Origin of the sequence: Kribbella sp. NPDC004536, assembly GCF_042873835.1 — a bacterium.
Taxonomy (GTDB): Bacteria; Actinomycetota; Actinomycetes; order Propionibacteriales; family Kribbellaceae; genus Kribbella.
The window spans coordinates 916,393-932,968 of the sequence record NZ_JBIALY010000003.1; the positions used below are offsets into that span (position 1 = coordinate 916,393).

Consider the following 16,576-nt stretch of genomic DNA (forward strand, 5'->3'; position numbering starts at 1 on the left):
CCTCATCGCCCGAGCTCGACGTTCTCCAGGACGCCGAGCGCGTCCGGGACCAGCACCGCGACCGAGTAGTACGTGCTGACCAGGTACGAGATGATCGCCTTCTCGCTGATCCCCAGGAACCGCACGTTCAGGCCGGGCTCGTACTCGTCCGGCAGCCCGGTCTGGTGCAGCCCGATCACGCCCTCGTCGTCCGCGCCGGTCCGGACGACGAGCACCGACGTGGTGTTGTTGCTCGTGATCGGGATCTTGTCCGACGGCAGCAGCGGTACCCCACGCCAGGTCTGCACGGTCTTCCCGTCGATCGTCGTCGTCCCGGGGTAGACCTTGCGCCGGGTGCACTCGCGACCGAACGCCGCGATCGCGCGCGGATGCGCGAGCAGCAGTCGCGGTTTGCGCCGCCGGGTCAGCAACTCGTCGAAGTCGTCCGGTGTCGGCGGTCCGGTCCGGGTGTAGATCCGCTGCTTGTAGTCGGCGTTGTGCAGCAGGCCGAACTCACGGTTGTTGATCAGCTCGTGTTCCTGCCGTTCGCGCAGCGCCTCGATGGTCAGTCTGAGTTGCTGTTCGGTCTGGTCCATCGGGTCGTTGTAGAGATCCGCGACCCGGGTCCGGACCCGGAGGATCGTCTGCGCGACGCTGAGTTCGTACTCGCGGGGCGCGGGGTCGTAGTCCACGTACGTCCCCGGCAGGTCGTCCTCACCCGCATGCCCCGACGCAACGTCGATCGCCGCCTCACCCGCCTTGTTCTGCGCGCGCCGCGGCCGGGAGCGCACTTCCTCCAGGTGCGTTCGAAGGCGTTCGGAGCGATCCACCAACTCGGAGAATTCGTTCCTACCCAATCTCAGGACGATGCAACTGGTCGAGGCCCTCGCGGTGTATTCCCACAGATGCTCCGGAGGTTCGGTAAACAGTTCCGTGCCCAGGTAGTCGCCGTCGGCGAGCGTGCCCAGGTCCGTGTTCGCGCCGTACTGGCCGATGCCGGTCTTGGTCACGCGTCCGTGGGCGATCAGGATGATGTCGTCGACGCGGCTGCCGAACTCGGTGATGACCTGACCCGGTTCGACGTCCTCGCGGTGGAAGCGGTCGGCGAGGGCCTGGAGTACGTCGGGATCGTCGAAGCCGTGCAGTGGCGGCAGTTCGGTGAGTTCGGCCGGGATCACTTGTACGTCGGACCCGGTGACGGTGAAGCTCAGCCGGCCGTCGCCGACCGCGAAGGTGGTCCGCCGGTTGACGCGGTACGTCGCGCCGGTCGTCTCCACCCACGGGAGCCGCCGGAGCAGCCAGCGGGGTGTGATGCCCTGCATCTGCGGGACGGACTTCGTGGTCGTGGCGAGCTGCCGGGCGGCGGTGGTACTCAGGCTCAGCTGGTTGCTCATGCGGCACCGGCCTTTCTCGAGATGCGGGCGGCGGACGTGCCGAGCCCGGTCGGTGTACTCAGCAGCCGCGCGGGCGGGCGGGCGGGGGACGGTCTGCGGTGCGGCAGGTCGGCGGTACCGTACCGGTGGCAGCCGCGGTGCCAGCCGAGGATTCCGGACATCCAGTTCTGCAGCTCCTCGGCGTACCGCAGGACGATCCGGCGGACGTCGTCGTCCAGGCCGAAGTCCGTGACCAACGCCGGCAGGTCGACCGCGACCACGTGCTCGAACTGCCGCATCCGGGCCGTCATCAAGTCGTTGACCACGGCAACGGCCCGGTCCTTGTCGCAGGCCAGGAAGTTCTGCACGACGAGCACGCCGTTGTGGAAGTCGCCGTCGTACTGGATCTCCTTGTGGTAGGAGAACAGATCGTTCAGCAGGCAGGCGTAGTCGGACGCTGCGTTCTCGATCGCTTGAATCGGTCGCGACCGGTAGACGTCTGCCGGGATCTGCTCACCGTGACCGATCCGGCACAGGCTCATGGTGAGCTCCGACCCGAACGTCCGCCGGCGCATCTCGATGTAGTCGACCGGGTCCGGGATCCGGTTCTGAGCCTGGTTCGTCAGCTCCCAGAGCCAGCTCTCGGTCATGCTGTCAACCGCGCCCTTGAACGCGCGCCGCTGTTCCGCGCTCATCCCCGCCGCCGTCCGCCCCCACACGTCGACCAGGCCCATCTCCAGCGCTCCGACCGGCACCACCCCACCCGGTGTCGGGCCCGCATGCATTGGCTCTTGACAGTCCAGGGACATCAGTGCGGACAGCTTCTCGGTCATGGCCTTCGCCCCGGCCAGATCACGCCGACGCCCGAAGACGACCGGATAGTAGTCATCGGCGTACGTACCCCAGGCCAGCCATGCGCTCGCGAGATCAAGCTGCTCTGGTGACGCGTCCGGGAAGATTCCCGATGCGCACAACGGGAGATCGAAGGCCTCGAGCATCCGTGCGTCCCAGATGGTTCCATCGGTGATGCCGGTTCGCTCGCCCCATTCGAGGATGGCGAATCTTGCCGCTGACAGGTGCGGGCTCTGTTTGCCTCGGAATGGCATGTAGATGTCGGGAAGGTCGGTAGGGCCGACTGGTTGGTGTGGAGTGAAGGTGTGGCTTCGGGCGCGGCTAGGTGCTGTGGTCGCAAGGGACGAGAACGCGCGCAGGGCCGCGGTGCCCAGGCCATGAGGGCTGTGGGCAGCTTTCCCTCCGTTGTTCATGTAACGGCTCGAGCGGAGGTGCCACTCGTGCCCGCCGGATTGCCAGTCCTGCAGGCCTTTCACGTAGTTGAGCAGCCCGAGGCGGCCGGCCGCATCGACCTGATGCTCGTCGACGAGCGGCGGGATTTCCGTGAGTGCCGTGTTCTCGAACTGATGCAGCCTCGAGGTCAGGATGTCGTTCACCAGCTCCGCTGCCTGCTGTACACCGCACCCGAGGAAGCGCTCGACCACCAGAACCCCGTTGTTGAGCTCACCCTCGACCTCCACCTCCCGCTGGTACGAGAACAGGTCGTTGCGCAGGTGCACTGCGTCGGAGAACGTGTCGCTGAGCACCCGCATCGGCCGGGTCGCAGCGATCTGCGCTGGCACTTCGGCGTCCGAGGCGTACTCGACCAGGTTCGCCGACCACGGTGCGCCGCCTACCTTGCGGCGCATCTCGACGTACTCGATCGGATTCGCGATCCGGCCGCTGGTGATGTTCGACAATTCCCACAGTGACTCGGCGAGCAACGCTTCGGTGGTCCGCCGAAACCGCTCGCGCCAGTCGGGTGACATCGACGGGACCGTGCGCGTCCACAGGTCTGCGAGTCCGCGCTCGACCGGATTGGACGGCGCCTCGATGATGTCGCCGTGGACCGGCATGAACGCGGGCAGCCGATCCAGATACGCCTTCGCAGACGGGATGTCGCGGGTCCGCTTGTACAGCTCGAGGAAGTGGTCGTCGAAGTAGAACACCCACACGTACCAATCGGTGACCAGGTCGAGCGCCGGCCCGGTCGCGTCCGGATGGGTGTACGCGCAGAGCAACGCGTAGTCGTGCGAGTCGAAGTCGTGCTCGTCCCAGATCCGACGGCCCTGCTGGGGAACGTCGATCATGTCGAAGTCGTAGGCCCATGACTTGCTGTGCGCCCGCGCGCCGTCCAGATGCGGATTGATCCTGGCCGGGTGCGGCACGTAGAAGTCGGGCAGTTCGTAGGGCTGGCCCACGGCTCAGCCCTCGCGGCCGATCTCCACACCCTCGAGGATTCCCAGCGCGTCCGGCACGAGTACGGCGGTGGAGTAGTAGGCGCTGACCAGGTAGTTGATGATCGCCTTCTCGCTGATGTTCATGAACCGCACCGACAGGCCCGGCTCGTACTCGTCGGGCAGCCCGGTCTGGTGCAGTCCGATCACGCCTTGGTTGTCGGCGCCGGTGCGCATCAGCAGGATCGAGCTGGTCCGGGTCTGGCTGATGCCGAGCTTGTTGCACGGATAGATCGGTACGCCGCGCCAGGCCGGCAGCCGATGTCCGCCGACGTCGACCGCGTCCGGGTAGATCCCGGCCTTCGTGCACTCGCGGCCAAAGGCGGCGATCGACCGCGGATGCGCGAGGAAGAACGCCGGCTCCTTCCACACCAGGCTGAGCAACTCGTCCAGGTCGCCCGGCGTCGGCGGGCCGCTGCGGGTCGGGATCCGCATGCTCAGATCCGCGTTGTGCAGCAGGCCGAAGTCGCGGTTGTTGACCAACTCGTGTTCCTGCCGCTCCCGCAGCGCCTCGATGGTCAGCCGCAACTGCTGTTCGGTCTGGTCCATCGGGTGGTTGTACAGATCGGCGACCCGGCTGTGCACCCGCAGTACGGTCTGGGCGACGCTCAGCTCGTACTCGCGCGGAGTCGTCTCGTAGTCGACGTACGTGCCCGGCAGGTCGGCCTCGCCCTGGTGGCCGGCGGCGAGTTCGATGGCCGCCTCGCCGTACTCGTCCTGGGCTGCCTCCGGGCTGTTCCGGAACTGGTCGATGTGCGCCCGCAGGACGTCCGACCGTGAAACCAACTCCTCGAAGGAGGCCTGCGACAACGACAGTAGCGTGCACGGTGTGACTGCCTTGACAGTGAATTCCCAGAGATCGTCGGACTCCAGGATCGCGCGATAGGTGAAGTGGTCACCGTCGACGAGGGTCTCCAGGACAGTCTCGTCGCCGTACTTGCCAAGCCCGATCTTGTTCACCTTGCCGTGCGCGACAAGGCAGATCTGGTCGGCCGGCTGCCCTCGCTCGACAATCACATCGCCGGGCTGGAACTCCTGTTGGACAAAGCGATCGGCGAGTGCCGACAGCACGTCGACATCGTCGAAGCTGCGCAGCATACCGAGCTCACAGAGTTCCTGCGGGATCACCCGGATCTGGGCACCGACGTTGGTGAAGGTCAGGCGGCCGTCGCCGACGGCGTAGCTGAGCCGGCGGTTCACCCGGTACGCGCCACCCTTCGCCTCGACCCAGGGAAGAAGCTTGAGCAGCCAACGTGAAGTGATGCCCTGCATTTGCGGCTCGGACTTGGTGGTCGTCGCGAGATTCCGGGCGGCCGCGGTGCCCAGGCTGAGCTGTGGCCGGCTGTTGGCGTCGGTGTCGGGATCGGTCAACGTCATGGCGATATACCACCGTTTCGATTCGGGTTTCGGGCGCGCGTCAGTGGCCCGGCGCGCGGACGTGCGCAGGCAGAAGCGAGCTCCGGACACGGCGATGCCCGGTGCGAAAGCGATGAACATGCGGACAGCCGACGCCCCCTGTTCGGACACCTGCTGCGGGGCGCTCCCAGTTTCGTCCCGCGTCCGACACGTCGGCCTACATCACTAACAGTAACCGGACGCTCGCCGGACGCGTCAAGTCTTGGCGGCCGGTAATTTCAGCGTTCTGGGCGCGACTCGATTTGAATGAGCGTTTGCTGGCCGGCGGCAACCAAGGTGCTGCGGTCGGCGGTGATGCCGAAGACTTCGAGGCGGCAGATGGTGAGGGTGCGGCCGGGTTTGATGACGGTGCCTACGGCGCGGAGGTGGTCGCCTTCGGCGGGGGCGAGGAGGTTGATCTTGAACTCGACCGTGAGGACCGAGGTGCCGGGTGGGAAGAGGGTGAACGCGGCGTAGCCGCCGGCGCTGTCGGCTATCGAGCTGGTGGCGCCGGCGTGGAAGTAGCCGTGCTGCTGGGTGACCTCGGGGCGGCTCGGCAGCACGATGTGTACCTCACCGGGTCCGATGTGCGAGATCCGCGCGCCGAGGTGCTCCATCAGCCCCTGGCGCTCGAAACTCGCCTGAACCCGCTCCCGCACCTCGGCATCCACCAACTCCATGCCGGGACATTACTAGCCCCCGGATGTCAGTGCCGGTCGCGCTCCAGCAACGACACCAGGTCGTCTCGTAGTCGTGCCAGCTCGTCGAGTGCGGGACGGCTGATGGCGCCGTACAGCGCCCGCTCGCTGCGAGCCTTGTCGGCCGCGTCGTACACCCGGCTCAGCACCGGCAGCAGCTCATGAGGCAGTTCGTTGTGCTGGAGGAAGCTGGCCTGATTGACCACCGTGAAGCGTCCTCGATCCCGGATCAATCGGCGCGAGATGTCGATCAGCGCGTCGAGGTTGCCGGAGACCAGAATCGAGGCGTACGGATCGTCGGTCCCGTGTTCGGTGGACAGCGCCAACACCTGGTTGAGGTAGATCTCCGCCGCCAGAGCAGTTGCCGGGAACACGCCGGCGTTGAGTCGCTCGTACGTCTGCAGAAACTCGTCGGCCTCTCGTTCGAAGGCGTGAAGCTGGCGGAATCGCCGAACTCCGCCCAGGACGACCCCGCCCGCGACGGGAGCGATGCCTCCGGTCACCGCACCGGCTGCCACCCCGACGAACGCTCCCGCCAGTGCACCGAGGCCGCTCCCGACCGCGACCTGCAGCCCGAGCTCGATGAAGCTGTTCACCTCGGTCGCAGTGTGCGGCACCCGCCACGCCGGTAACAGCGGGAGGTTCTCGGCTCTCGCGAGAAGCTCGCCGAGCTGCCTTCGCGCCTGCCGTACTTCTGCCATGGTGTCTCCGTCGCCGATGTCCTTCAGCATGGAGACGGTCTCGTCGACCAGTTGTTGCGCGGGTGGCGGCGGCGGGACCGTGTACCCGAAGAGGATCAGCAGCGGAGGCAGCGAGCGGACACAGTTCTCGCGGACCTGCGCGACATCAGCACCGGCCAAGGCAGCTACGGCATTCTCGGCGGCGTCCCAGGCTTCGTCGTCGTCGTGCAGGCGGCGCAGAGTCTGGAGCGCGGCATCCAATGCCGGGCGGAGGCCTTCGGCCAACTCGGCCTCGCCGCTGTCCCTGAGCCGGTCCTGCTCCGTCCGAAGTTCGCGACGGCATTTTCCGAGTCGAAGGAAATGCCCGAAATCCATGGCGGCCCCCCTCAGCCGACAGACAAGCACCCAGCCCCCCGGGTGTGGACCGATCGTCTCGTACCGAGCAGCCGATGGGAAGCACCCGCTCCTAGGTCAGCGGAACCAGTGCGGCCGCCGGCAGGGTAGGAGTTCGTGAGCCGCCGTCGGGTTCGACGGTGAGGCCGAAGGTGGACATGCCGGTGGTGGAGCCGGTGACGACCCGGGTCAGGTCGCCGGTCGCGAGGCCGATCGAGTGGGCGGTCTGCTGGGGGTCGATCATCCACAGTTGCCACGTCCGGCCGGACGGCAGCTTCGGCAAATCGCGCAGTACGACGACCGACTTGTTCGCGCGTGCCGACGTGACGACCGTGGCCTGGCCGCCGCCGTTCACAGCGCCGTGGGCGGTGTGGGCGTCGGGCTCGGCGAGTACGGCGGCCACCTGCTGGTTGGCCTGTTCCGCCGCGGTCCGGCCGCGGTACTGGTCGATCGCGATCCCTCCGCTGAGCGCGACCACCGCGGCCGCGGCAGCCAGCGCGAAGACGGACCGGCGTCCGAGCCGACGCCGTACGACCGGACTCGCGGGCTGGTCCTGGACGACCGGCGGGAGCTGTCGTACGTGCTCGATCGCGGCCATCACGCCGGCCTTCAGAGCGGGCGGCGGCGGGGTCGATACCTGAGTGGCGAGCTTGACCGCGGCAGCGCGAAGCTCGGCGACCTCGGTGGTGCAGAACGCGCACTCGGCGAGGTGTGCCTCGAAGCGCGCGCGTTCGTCGGCCGGCAGCGCGTCGAGCACGTACGGGCCGGTGAGGGTGTGCACGTCGGGATCCGTCATGTCAGGCCCCCTTGAGCGGTGCCGAGGCAGTCGCGGAGCCGGATCAGGCCGTCGCGCATTCTCGCCTTGATGGCCGGAAGTTTCGCGCCGAGCTGCTGCGCCACCTCGGGGTAGGTGTACCCGTTGTAGTACGCGAGCTCGATCGACTCACGTTGCAGCTCGGTCAGCGTGTCGAGGCAGCGCCGTACCTGCTCGGCCTCGAGGCGGGTGCTGACGGTGTCGGCGACCTGGTCGAACTCGATCTCCGCGGCGCGCGCACCGGCCTGTTCGGTCCGGTCCGCCGCGGCCTGCTCGGAGCGGACCCGGTCGACGGCGCGGCGGTGCGCGATGGTCAGGATCCACGCGTGCGCCGAGCCGCGGTCCGCGTCGTACCTGGTCGCGGTCCGCCAGACGTCGAGCATGACCTCCTGGGTGACCTCTTCGGACTGGGCCGGATTGCGGAGGATCCGTCGTACGAGTCCGAACACCCAAGGCACGACGCGGTCGTACAGGGCACTGAACGCAGCCGTGTCACCGGTCGCGGTCAGCGTCAGCAGGTCGCCGTCCGAGATCCCGCCGGATCGCGCGTGCGATCCGGCGGGCCACGGGAGCGGGGTGGGTTCGGTCACGGTCAGCTTGCCGGGGGCATCAGAACGGAGTCGATCAGGTACACGGTAGCGTTCGCGGTCTTCACACCGCCGCAGATCACGTTCGCGCCGTTCACCTTCAACGCGTCGCCGGAACCGGTCACCGTCACGTCCTGCTTCTCCACGGTCGGGTGCTTGCCGACGACCGCGGACGGATCGAGCTGGCCCGCGACCACGTGGTACGTCAGGATCTTGGTGAGCAGCGCGTCGTTCGTCTTCAGCGTGTTGATCGTCGCGGCCGGGATCTTTGCGAACGCGGTGTCGACCGGCGCGAAGACGGTGAACTGGCCGCCGTTCAGCGTGGAGACGAGGTCGACCTTCGGGTTCAGCTTGCCGGAGACGGCGGCGACCAGCGTCTTCAGGAGCGGGTTGCCCGATGCGGCCGTGGCCACCGGTGCGGCCGCCATACCGTCGATGGAGCCGGCGCCGGACGGGTTGGCCTTCGCGTACGCCGCACAGCCCGGGCCGACCATGCCGCCCGACGCGTCGCTCGCCGACGGGGTCATGCTCGGCGTGTCGGCCGGTGCCGACGACGACGTGCTGGTGGAGGGTGTGCTGCTCGACTTGTCGTCGCTACCTCCACAGGCGGATGCGGTCAGTACCAGGGTCAGGGCCGTCGCCGCGAGACCGAGTTGCTTGAACATGAGGTGCGCTCTTTCCTTGGAGGAGTTGGCTGTCGGAAGTACTTCGGGGCAGCTCGCGGGCCGGATGGGTCACGTGACCATCACGACTGTGTTGTGCAGACCGCTCGAACCGTTCGGGCGCGGCGCGGCCTGGTGGTCGGTCTGCAGTTCGCCGTTGCCGTCGGTCGCGCGGACGGTGAGTTTGTGCGTACCCGGGGTCGCGTTCCAGCGGTACGTCCATTGGCGCCAGGTGTCGGTGGTGTCGGCAGGGGCGAGGGTCGCGGGTTGCCACGGGCCGTCGTCGATCCGTACCTCGACCTTGCTGATGCCGCGGTGCTGCGCCCAGGCGACGCCGGCCACGATCGTTGGTCCGGCCTTCAAGTTCGCGAAGCCTTTCGGTACGTCGATCCGCGCCGACGTCTTGATCGGCGCCTCGACCGACCAGCCGCGGTTCGTCCAGTACGCGCTGAAGTCGCGGAACCTGGTGACCTCGAAGTCCACGATCCACTTGGTCGCGGACACGTAGCCGTACAGGCCTGGTACGACCATGCGGACCGGGAAGCCGTGCTCGAACGGGAGCGGTTCGCCGTTCATCGCGACGGCGAAGATCGCGTCCCGGCCGTCGGTGAGCGCGCCGAGTGGGGTACCGATCGTCAGGCCGTCGACGCTCGTCGACTTCACTGCGTCGGCGCCGGGCTGTACGCCGGCCTCGCGCAGGATGTCGGCGATCGGTACGCCGATCCAGCGGGCGTTGCCGACGTACGGGCCGCCGACTTCGTTGCTGACGCAGGTCAGGGTGATGTCGCGCTCGATCAGTCGCCGCTGCAGCAGCTCCTCGAACGACAACCGCAGCTCCTTGCCGACCAGCCCGTGCACCCGCAGTTCCCACTTCCGCGGATCGATCCGCGGCACCTGCAGAAGCGTGTCGACGCGGTAGAACTTGGCGTTCTCAGTCATGAACGGACTGATCCCCGGCACGTCCAACCCGGCCCGCAACGCCCCCGCCCCATCCCGAACCCGAGGCACCCGAACCCGCGCCCGCAACCCGTCCCCTGACCCACCGACAACCCGGGCCGCCCCGGCGGCGCCCCCTCCTGCCACGGCTAACGCGGACACGGCGACGAGAAACCTCCGCCGATCAAACCCAGGCGGCTGGTGGGCGTCGTTGGAGTGGGTGGGGTGCGTGAGGGGATCGCTGGTGTCTGGTGGTGTGGGGCGAGGAGTGGTGGTCGGGGGGTCCAGGGCGCGGGTGACGAGGGTCATCGCGGCTACCGCTGCGAGCAGGGTGATTGTTGCTGGGAGCAAGCGGTTGGGGGTGTTGGTGGCGGCGGAGCGGCTGACGGTTGCGAAGGTCAGGCCGATGAGGCCGAGGGCGCCGGTGATGGTGATTGCGGTGCGGCGGTGGCCGCGGGTGGCGAGCGCGCCGGCGATGGCGGCGATCACGACGAGGGTGGTGCAGATGCCGACGCGGAGGAGAGGGCGGTCCGCGGTGCCGAGCGTACGGACGGCCCAGTCCTTCACCGGGCCCGGGGACCAGTCGATCACCTGTACGCCGACCGCGTCGACCGGCCACGGTCCGCCGGTCACAACCGCAACCAGATACCCAACCGCCAGCGCCGCCCCAGCCGCCACCACTCCACCGAATGCGCCGGCGAGCGTGTGGACGAACGATGGTTTGTGCATGGGGGTGGTTCGGGGCGGACCGGGGAGTGGATGGGGTGCACCTTTGGGGGCGTACAGTCGCGTGCCGTTCAGGGGAGTCGTGGAGAGGTGGAGCTGTGTTTCGGAAGGTGATTGTCGGGGTTGTGGCTGTGGTCGGGTTGTCGGCGGGCGTGGTGCCGGCGGCTGATGCGGCTCCGCAGGAGGTCGTGCAGCTCGGGGGAGTGCACGGCGAGCAGCTGGGCGGGCTGACGGAGCTGGTGGTTCAGCGGATTCTGATCGGCGACGACGTAGCCGCCTCGAAGTACTTCAGTGGAAAGCCGGTCGACGACCCCGTACGCGAGCAGCAGATCCTCACGTCGGTCCGCGCGTCGGCCCTACAGCTGGGCATCGACCCGGACGAGACGGCCGCGTTCTTCCAGGCGCAGATCGACGCGAGCAAGGTCGTCCAGCGCGGCCTCCTCGCGTACTGGGCCGCCCACCCGGACAAGGCGCCGACGTCCGGCCCCGATCTCACCGTGATCCGCGCGAAGCTCGACGCGCTCACCACCCAGCTACTCGCAGAGCTGGTACGCGTCGACAACCTCCGCCACTCCGGCCTGCGCTGCGACATCGCGCTGGTGATCGCCGACGCAACCACAGGAGCCCGCCACCACCTCGACCCACTCCACCGCGAGGCGCTCCGCACGGCCTCAACGGCGACCTGCTGACTCACCCCATCCGCGCGAGGGCAGCCTCTGACAGTTCGTACCGGAGAGGCTGCTCCGCGACCCACCGCTCGATCTCGTCGGCGGTGATCGCGCCCATCTCGAAGTAGCACTCAACAGTCGCGGCAGCCTGATGGGGAGTGAGGAGCACGTTGGGCAGACCGCGGAACGGGCTGTCGAGCGGCAGCGGCTCCTCGTCGAAGACGTCCAGAGCGGCGTCGAGCCGGCCGGACCGGAGCTCCGCGAGCAGAGCGGAAGTGTCCACCAACCAGGACCGAGCCGTGTTCACCAGCCCGGCGCCGTCAGCCATCAATGCAAGCTCCGGCGCACCGATCATCCGATGCGTCTCCGGCAACGTCGGCGCATGCAACGCCACCACGCGGCTCTCACGCAGCAACGAGTCCAAGTCAACAGACCGTACGCCGAGCTCAGCCGCCCGATCATCCGTGAGATAGGGGTCGTAGGCAACAACCTCGGCCCCGAGCGCCACCAGCATCCGGATGTACTCGACCCCGGTCCGCGACGCGCCGACCACCCCGATCCGCGACGCGGTCAACCCGTGCTGCGCAGGCACGTCCGGACGCCACCCACCGGCATGCATCGCGTGATCGAACCGCTGGATCCGGTGCAACAGGCTCAACGTGAACGCCAACGACACCTCGGCGACGGGCTCGGCCATCGCCTGCCCTGCCTGCGTGATCCGCAACCCGCGCCGGAACACCTCGCCGGTCACGAAGTACTTCACCGACGACGCACTGTGCGCGATCAGCCGCAACCGGTCCGCCTGATCGAGCACGCCCGCGGTCAACGGCGCCGAACCCCACGACGTGATCAGTACGTCGGCCCCGGGCAGCGCGGCCCGCAGCGCGTCGGCGTTCGACGGATCAGGCAGTACGACGACCTGCCCGAGCGTCTCGAGCCGCGCCATACTCTCCGGCGCGAACACCAGCTTGAGGTACGACGGCGCCGCCGCCAGTACGATCCGCAGCTTTTCGGCCATGACCGTATCCTAAGCCGATCTCGAGACAACCAGATGCAGCACCAAGGTGGCGCCGAGGACGACAGCCGCGAGCCCCAGCAGACCGTCGGGAGCACTCCCGGCCGCCAACGCGATGCCGCCGAGGCCACTGCCGAGCGCCGATCCGAGCGAGATCGCGCTGCCGTTCAAGGCCATCACGATCGCCGGCGAATCCGGTGCGAGGCCGGCCAGTCGCACCTGCTGCGGTACGGCAGCGCCGCCGTTGCCGATGCCCTGGACGAAGAACCAGAGCACGCCGACGACCCCGGCCGAGGTGAGCAGCAGACCAGCCATACCGAGGATCGAGTTCAGCAACAGCACGATCAGTACGACCGTGAGTACGCGCGGCGCCAGGAACCGGTCCGCCAGCCGACCGGTGATCGCGTTCCCGAGCGCACTGGCCACGCCGTACCCGAACATGATCGCGACGATCATCCACCCGGCCGGGAACGCCGGGCCCAGGATCAGGACGGCGTACGTGAAGCAGGTGAAACTGCCCGTGAGAATGCCGGTCGTGACGAGCAGCGCACCGAGCAGCCGAGGCTGCCCCAGCGGCCGGAGCTGATCGGCGAGCCGCCCCGCCGGAAGCTGCCGGCGCGGCAGCCCGCGCAGGATCCCGACCAGCGCGACCGTTCCCATCGCAGCGACCAGGATCATCGGGTAACGCCAGCTGGACTGGCCGATCAGCAGCCCGAGTGGTACGCCGAGCGCGGTGGCGGTCAGCAATCCGCCGAGTACGAACGACAACGCCTTCCCGCGATGCCGGACCGGAGTCACCGCGATCACGTAGCCGCTGACGGCCGCATTCAGCAGACACGCGCCGAGCGCGGCCACGATCCGCCCGGCGAACGCGATCGGGTACGTCGTCGCCACCCCGACAACGAGGTTGCCCACCACGAAAACGGCCAGCGCGACGGCGATCGTCGTACGGCGTTCCCACCGCGACGTCGCCGTACCGAGGACCGGCCCCGCGAAGGCCGCCGTCAGCGCGAACGCGGACATCAGCTGTCCGGCGGCGGCGACGCTCACGTGCAGGTCCGCGGCGATGTGCGGCAGCAGCCCGGTCAGGACGTACCCGTCGATGCCCATCGAGAACGTCGCCACCGCCAGCCAGACGAGCGGCTTGTACGAGAAGTCGACGGCGTAGGTGGTGCTCAACTGACGGCGGCTTTTGAAGCACGGGCGACCAGCAGATGCAGTCCGACGGTGAGCGCCAGGACCACGGCCGAGACGCCGAGCAACCCGTTCGGCGCGGCACCCGCGGTCAGCGCGACGCCGCCCAAGGCACTACCGAGCGCCCCGCCGAGTGAGATCGCGCTGCCGTTCAGCGCCATCACGATCGCGGCCGAGTCCGGAGCCATCGAGGCCAGCCGGGCCTGCTGCGGTACGGCGCCACCGCCGTTGCCGACACCGGCCGAGAAGAACCACACCAGTCCCCAGACCGCGGCCAGCATGGCCGGTGCGAACATCAACGCGACCATCCCGAGGACGGCGTTCAGGAACAGTCCGACGAGGACGACGGTCAGGACCTTCAGTGCGGTGAACTTGTCGACCAGCCGCCCGGTCACCGCGTTGCCGGCCATGCTCGAGACGCCGTACCCGAACATGATCGCGATCATCGCCCACTTGACGTGGAAGTGCGGCTCGAGGATCAGCGTCGCGTACGTGAAGCAGGCGTAGCTGCTGCACAGGATGCCGCTGGTGACGAGCAGCCCGGCCACCAGCCGGGGCTGCCCGAGCGGGCGGAGCCGTTCGACCAGCGTGCCGCCCGGCAGGTGCAGCTGCGGCAGCCGCAACATGATGCCGACCAGAGCGATCGTGCCGACCACGGCGACCATGATCATCGGGAACCGCCAGCTGGACTGGCCGATCACCAGCCCGATCGGTACCCCGAGCGCGGTCGCGGTCATCCAGCCGCCGAGTACGAACGACAACGCCTTGCCGTGGTGTTCGGCCGGCGTCAGCGCGATCACGTACCCGGTGACGGCCGCGTTCAGCAGGCTGCCGCCGAGCGCCGCGAGCACCCGGCCGCCGAGCGCGATCGGGTAGTTCGTCGCGACCGCGACCACCACGTTGCCGAGGATGAACACGCCCAGCGACAGCACGATCGTCGTCCGGCGTTCCCACCGGGACGTGAACGTGCCGAGGACCGGGCCGGCGAGCGCGGCGGTGAACGCGAACACCGACATCAGCTGACCCGCGGCCGCCGGGGTGACCGAGAGGTCGCCGGCGATCTGCGGCAGCAACCCGGCCAGTACGTACCCGTCGATGCCCATCGAGAACGTCGCGACCGCGAGCCAGACGAACGGGCGGTAGGAGAAGGCTCGTCCCTCCGCGGCGGAGGCCGGTCGCGTGTCCGTCATGGACCAATCTCACCCCGAGCGGCAGGCTCGCGGCAAGAGGAATCTGATCAAATCTGTCAGGAACGACGATTTCAGGCGCAGCTCCGATCACATTTACGGAGGCTGTATGCCATAGTCGTGGATCTTGCGGTAGATCGTCGCGCGGCTCATCCCGAGCGACTTCGCGGCCCGGCCCTTGTGCCCGTCGTTCGCGATCAGGCTGCGGATGATCGCGTCCCGTTCGAGCGCCTCGAGCTGGCTCAGGCTGCGCCGGCTGACCGCCTGGGTCCGCGCCGGCAGGTCCGCGGGCACGATGACGCCCGCCCGGCGACGCCGTACGACGACCTGTTGCAGCACCTGGCAGAGCTCCGCCGTGTTGCCGGGCCAGGCCGAGCGCAGCAGTTGCTGCATGGTGTCCGGCGCGCAGGTCAGCTCACCGTGACTGAGCTGCTCCAGGAAGTACGGAACGAGCTCGCGAACGTCCTCGATGTGGTGCCGCAGCGGCGGGACCTCGACGGTCAGCGGGAACAGCGTCAGCAACTCTCCGAGGTACTGCGCCTCGCCCGTCAGCGTCAGCACGACCCAGGGCGGTTCGGCCGGCCGCCGTTCGAGGACGCCGTACAACGCCTCCGCGAGACCTGCCGCGCCGGCCGGATCGAGGGCCTCGACATGCCGTACGACGAGAGTCTGCACCGAGTCGTCGGCCAGTTCGGCCTCGAGTTCCGCGGCGAAGCCGTCACGCGCCGCGTCGACGAGGTGGAACAGGCCCGCCTTGTTCTGCCGGTGCGCCGCCCGCGCCAGCGCGGCCTTGCCGACACCACGTTCGCCGGTCAGCACCACCCACTGACCGGCCCGGCAGGCGTTGTCGGCCTCGCGACTGCTGCCCAGCCACGGCGCACTCCGGCCGACCAGCCCGGGCAGTACCGGGCGCGGTGGCGGGCGGTGCCCGGACGCCGGGGACCGCAGGCCGACCCCGGTCGACTGTGGGCTGACCTGGACGATCCCGGCGCCGGGCCGCCCGCCGACCGGCCGGCAGGTGATCCGTACCCACGAACCGCTCGGCAGCTCGGTCAGGATCGCCTCGGTCGCCCCGCTGCCGAGGATCTCCGAGGCGTACCCGAGGACCGCCCGCTGGTCGTCGGTGTCGAGCGACTGCCGGGCCTTCGCGTTCATCAGCAACAGGTCCTCGTCGATCGCGATGACCAGGTCACCGAGCCGCCGCGAGCGCTGCAGGTACGTCTCCAGCAACGTCAGCTCGCGGGTCGAGCTGTCCTTGAGCAGCGCGGCGCGGATGTTCTCCGCGGTCGTCTTCGCCAGGGCCATCAACAGCGAACCGGCGTCCTTGCGCCAGCAGGTCAGGTCGATCGCGCCGATCGTCTTGCCGTTCAACGGGTGCTTGATCGGTACGCCGGCACACGCCAGGTCCTCCAGGTCCTCGGCGTAGTGCTCGTGACCGAACACGTGCATCGGCCCGCCGCCCTCCAGCGCCGTACCGATCCCGTTCGTACCGGCGAACTCCTCGGCGTAGCTGAACCCGGGCGCCAGGTACACCTTGTCGAGATGCCGGGCCAGTCCGGCGTCCGCGGTCAGCCGTTGCAGGACCAGGCCGGACCGGTCGGTGAGGATGACGCTGATCGGCTGCCCGTCGAGGTTCTCGTGCAGTTTCCGCAGCACCGGGCCGGCGCTCCGGGTCAGCGGGAGGTCGAGGTCCGGGTCGGCGACGTACGGCAACTGGATCCGGTCCGGCGGCAGCTTCCAGTGCTGCGAGCGCACCCAGGAGGCGAGAATCGGCGGCCGGACGTCGCGCGGCTCGACCGGATCGAGCGTGAGGAAGTTCAACCGGGCCGTGGCGGTCCGGAGGTTGTCGTCCGCCGTAGGTGCGAGTTCGTCCACGGGGCCTCCCTGACGTCACTTCGAGAGTAGTGCAGTACGGCACAAGCGCTGTCTCAGAATGAGACAGCCGATCGCTCGCAGGCGCCGGCCCGCCCTTCTCAATTTG

The 16,576-nt window shown here is 68.5% G+C and carries 14 protein-coding genes; 1 reads left to right on the forward strand and 13 read right to left on the reverse strand.

Translation table 11 applies throughout. The features are described 5' to 3' along the window. Positions 1–2: 2 nt before the first annotated feature. The 9 genes from ACFYRU_RS29750 to ACFYRU_RS29790 form a co-directional block, all read right to left on the reverse strand. Entirely contained in the window at positions 3–1,373 is a 1,371-nt protein-coding gene (locus ACFYRU_RS29750) for a family 2B encapsulin nanocompartment shell protein (RefSeq protein WP_387664391.1), read from the reverse strand. After that, positions 1,370–3,604, reverse strand: coding sequence for a germacradienol/geosmin synthase (locus ACFYRU_RS29755; protein ID WP_387664393.1), 2,235 nt, complete (start codon positions 3,602–3,604; stop codon positions 1,370–1,372). Before ACFYRU_RS29755 ends, ACFYRU_RS29750 begins: the two co-directional genes overlap by 4 nt. A 3-nt stretch (positions 3,605–3,607) precedes the next feature. Further along, a complete protein-coding gene (locus ACFYRU_RS29760) occupies positions 3,608–5,017 on the reverse strand; it encodes a family 2B encapsulin nanocompartment shell protein (protein ID WP_387664395.1) in 1,410 nt (469 codons plus the stop codon). 257 nt (positions 5,018–5,274) lie between these two features. Then, positions 5,275–5,715 carry a PaaI family thioesterase gene (locus ACFYRU_RS29765; protein WP_387664397.1) on the reverse strand — a complete coding sequence of 147 codons (441 nt, stop codon included), beginning with the start codon at positions 5,713–5,715 and terminating at the stop codon, positions 5,275–5,277. A gap of 26 nt (positions 5,716–5,741) precedes the next feature. Continuing rightward, entirely contained in the window at positions 5,742–6,788 is a 1,047-nt protein-coding gene (locus ACFYRU_RS29770; protein WP_387664399.1) for a hypothetical protein, read from the reverse strand. Positions 6,789–6,879: 91 nt separating this feature from the next. Beyond that, the gene (locus ACFYRU_RS29775; RefSeq protein ID WP_387664400.1) at positions 6,880–7,602 is read right to left on the reverse strand and encodes an anti-sigma factor domain-containing protein; all 723 of its coding nucleotides are present in this window, start codon (positions 7,600–7,602) and stop codon (positions 6,880–6,882) included. Beyond that, the gene (gene sigK / locus ACFYRU_RS29780) at positions 7,599–8,210 is read right to left on the reverse strand and encodes an ECF RNA polymerase sigma factor SigK (protein ID WP_387664402.1); all 612 of its coding nucleotides are present in this window, start codon (positions 8,208–8,210) and stop codon (positions 7,599–7,601) included. The genes ACFYRU_RS29775 and sigK overlap by 4 nt, the downstream gene beginning before the upstream one ends. Before the next feature lie 2 nt (positions 8,211–8,212). Further along, complete coding sequence (locus ACFYRU_RS29785) at positions 8,213–8,872, reverse strand: fasciclin domain-containing protein (RefSeq protein ID WP_387664404.1); 660 nt, start codon at positions 8,870–8,872, stop codon at positions 8,213–8,215. 69 nt (positions 8,873–8,941) lie between these two features. Continuing rightward, on the reverse strand, positions 8,942–10,534 hold the full coding sequence (locus ACFYRU_RS29790; RefSeq protein ID WP_387664406.1) for a molybdopterin-dependent oxidoreductase: 1,593 nt from the start codon (positions 10,532–10,534) through the stop codon (positions 8,942–8,944). A gap of 95 nt (positions 10,535–10,629) precedes the next feature. Between ACFYRU_RS29790 and aroQ the strand changes: the two genes are divergently transcribed. Next, positions 10,630–11,220: a gamma subclass chorismate mutase AroQ gene (aroQ, locus tag ACFYRU_RS29795; RefSeq protein WP_387664408.1), complete on the forward strand. Its 591-nt coding sequence runs from the start codon at positions 10,630–10,632 to the stop codon at positions 11,218–11,220. 1 nt (position 11,221) lies between these two features. Here the strand turns inward: aroQ and ACFYRU_RS29800 are convergent, their stop codons facing one another. The 4 genes from ACFYRU_RS29800 to ACFYRU_RS29815 form a co-directional block, all read right to left on the reverse strand. Then, the gene (locus ACFYRU_RS29800; RefSeq protein WP_387664410.1) at positions 11,222–12,217 is read right to left on the reverse strand and encodes a hydroxyacid dehydrogenase; all 996 of its coding nucleotides are present in this window, start codon (positions 12,215–12,217) and stop codon (positions 11,222–11,224) included. A 9-nt stretch (positions 12,218–12,226) separates the two neighbouring features. Beyond that, positions 12,227–13,393: an MFS transporter gene (locus ACFYRU_RS29805; RefSeq protein WP_387664412.1), complete on the reverse strand. Its 1,167-nt coding sequence runs from the start codon at positions 13,391–13,393 to the stop codon at positions 12,227–12,229. Next, positions 13,390–14,598, reverse strand: a complete 1,209-nt coding sequence (locus ACFYRU_RS29810; protein ID WP_387664414.1) for an MFS transporter — start codon at positions 14,596–14,598, stop codon at positions 13,390–13,392. Before ACFYRU_RS29810 ends, ACFYRU_RS29805 begins: the two co-directional genes overlap by 4 nt. Before the next feature lie 93 nt (positions 14,599–14,691). Then, a complete protein-coding gene (locus ACFYRU_RS29815; RefSeq protein WP_387664416.1) occupies positions 14,692–16,470 on the reverse strand; it encodes a sigma-54-dependent Fis family transcriptional regulator in 1,779 nt (592 codons plus the stop codon). Between the last annotated feature and the right edge of the window lie 106 nt (positions 16,471–16,576).

Bases quoted from the DNA above. Each gene is read 5' to 3' on its own strand.
- ACFYRU_RS29785 (WP_387664404.1), bottom strand. From the start codon at position 8,872: ATGTTCAAGCAACTCGGTCTCGCGGCGACGGCCCTGACCCTGGTACTG.
- ACFYRU_RS29775 (WP_387664400.1), bottom strand. From the start codon at position 7,602: ATGACGGATCCCGACGTGCACACCCTCACCGGCCCGTACGTGCTCGAC.
- ACFYRU_RS29790 (WP_387664406.1), bottom strand. From the start codon at position 10,534: ATGCACAAACCATCGTTCGTCCACACGCTCGCCGGCGCATTCGGTGGA.
- ACFYRU_RS29810 (WP_387664414.1), bottom strand. From the start codon at position 14,598: ATGACGGACACGCGACCGGCCTCCGCCGCGGAGGGACGAGCCTTCTCC.
- ACFYRU_RS29765 (WP_387664397.1), bottom strand. From the start codon at position 5,715: ATGGAGTTGGTGGATGCCGAGGTGCGGGAGCGGGTTCAGGCGAGTTTC.
- ACFYRU_RS29800 (WP_387664410.1), bottom strand. From the start codon at position 12,217: ATGGCCGAAAAGCTGCGGATCGTACTGGCGGCGGCGCCGTCGTACCTC.
- ACFYRU_RS29760 (WP_387664395.1), bottom strand. From the start codon at position 5,017: ATGACGTTGACCGATCCCGACACCGACGCCAACAGCCGGCCACAGCTC.
- ACFYRU_RS29770 (WP_387664399.1), bottom strand. From the start codon at position 6,788: ATGGATTTCGGGCATTTCCTTCGACTCGGAAAATGCCGTCGCGAACTT.
- ACFYRU_RS29750 (WP_387664391.1), bottom strand. From the start codon at position 1,373: ATGAGCAACCAGCTGAGCCTGAGTACCACCGCCGCCCGGCAGCTCGCC.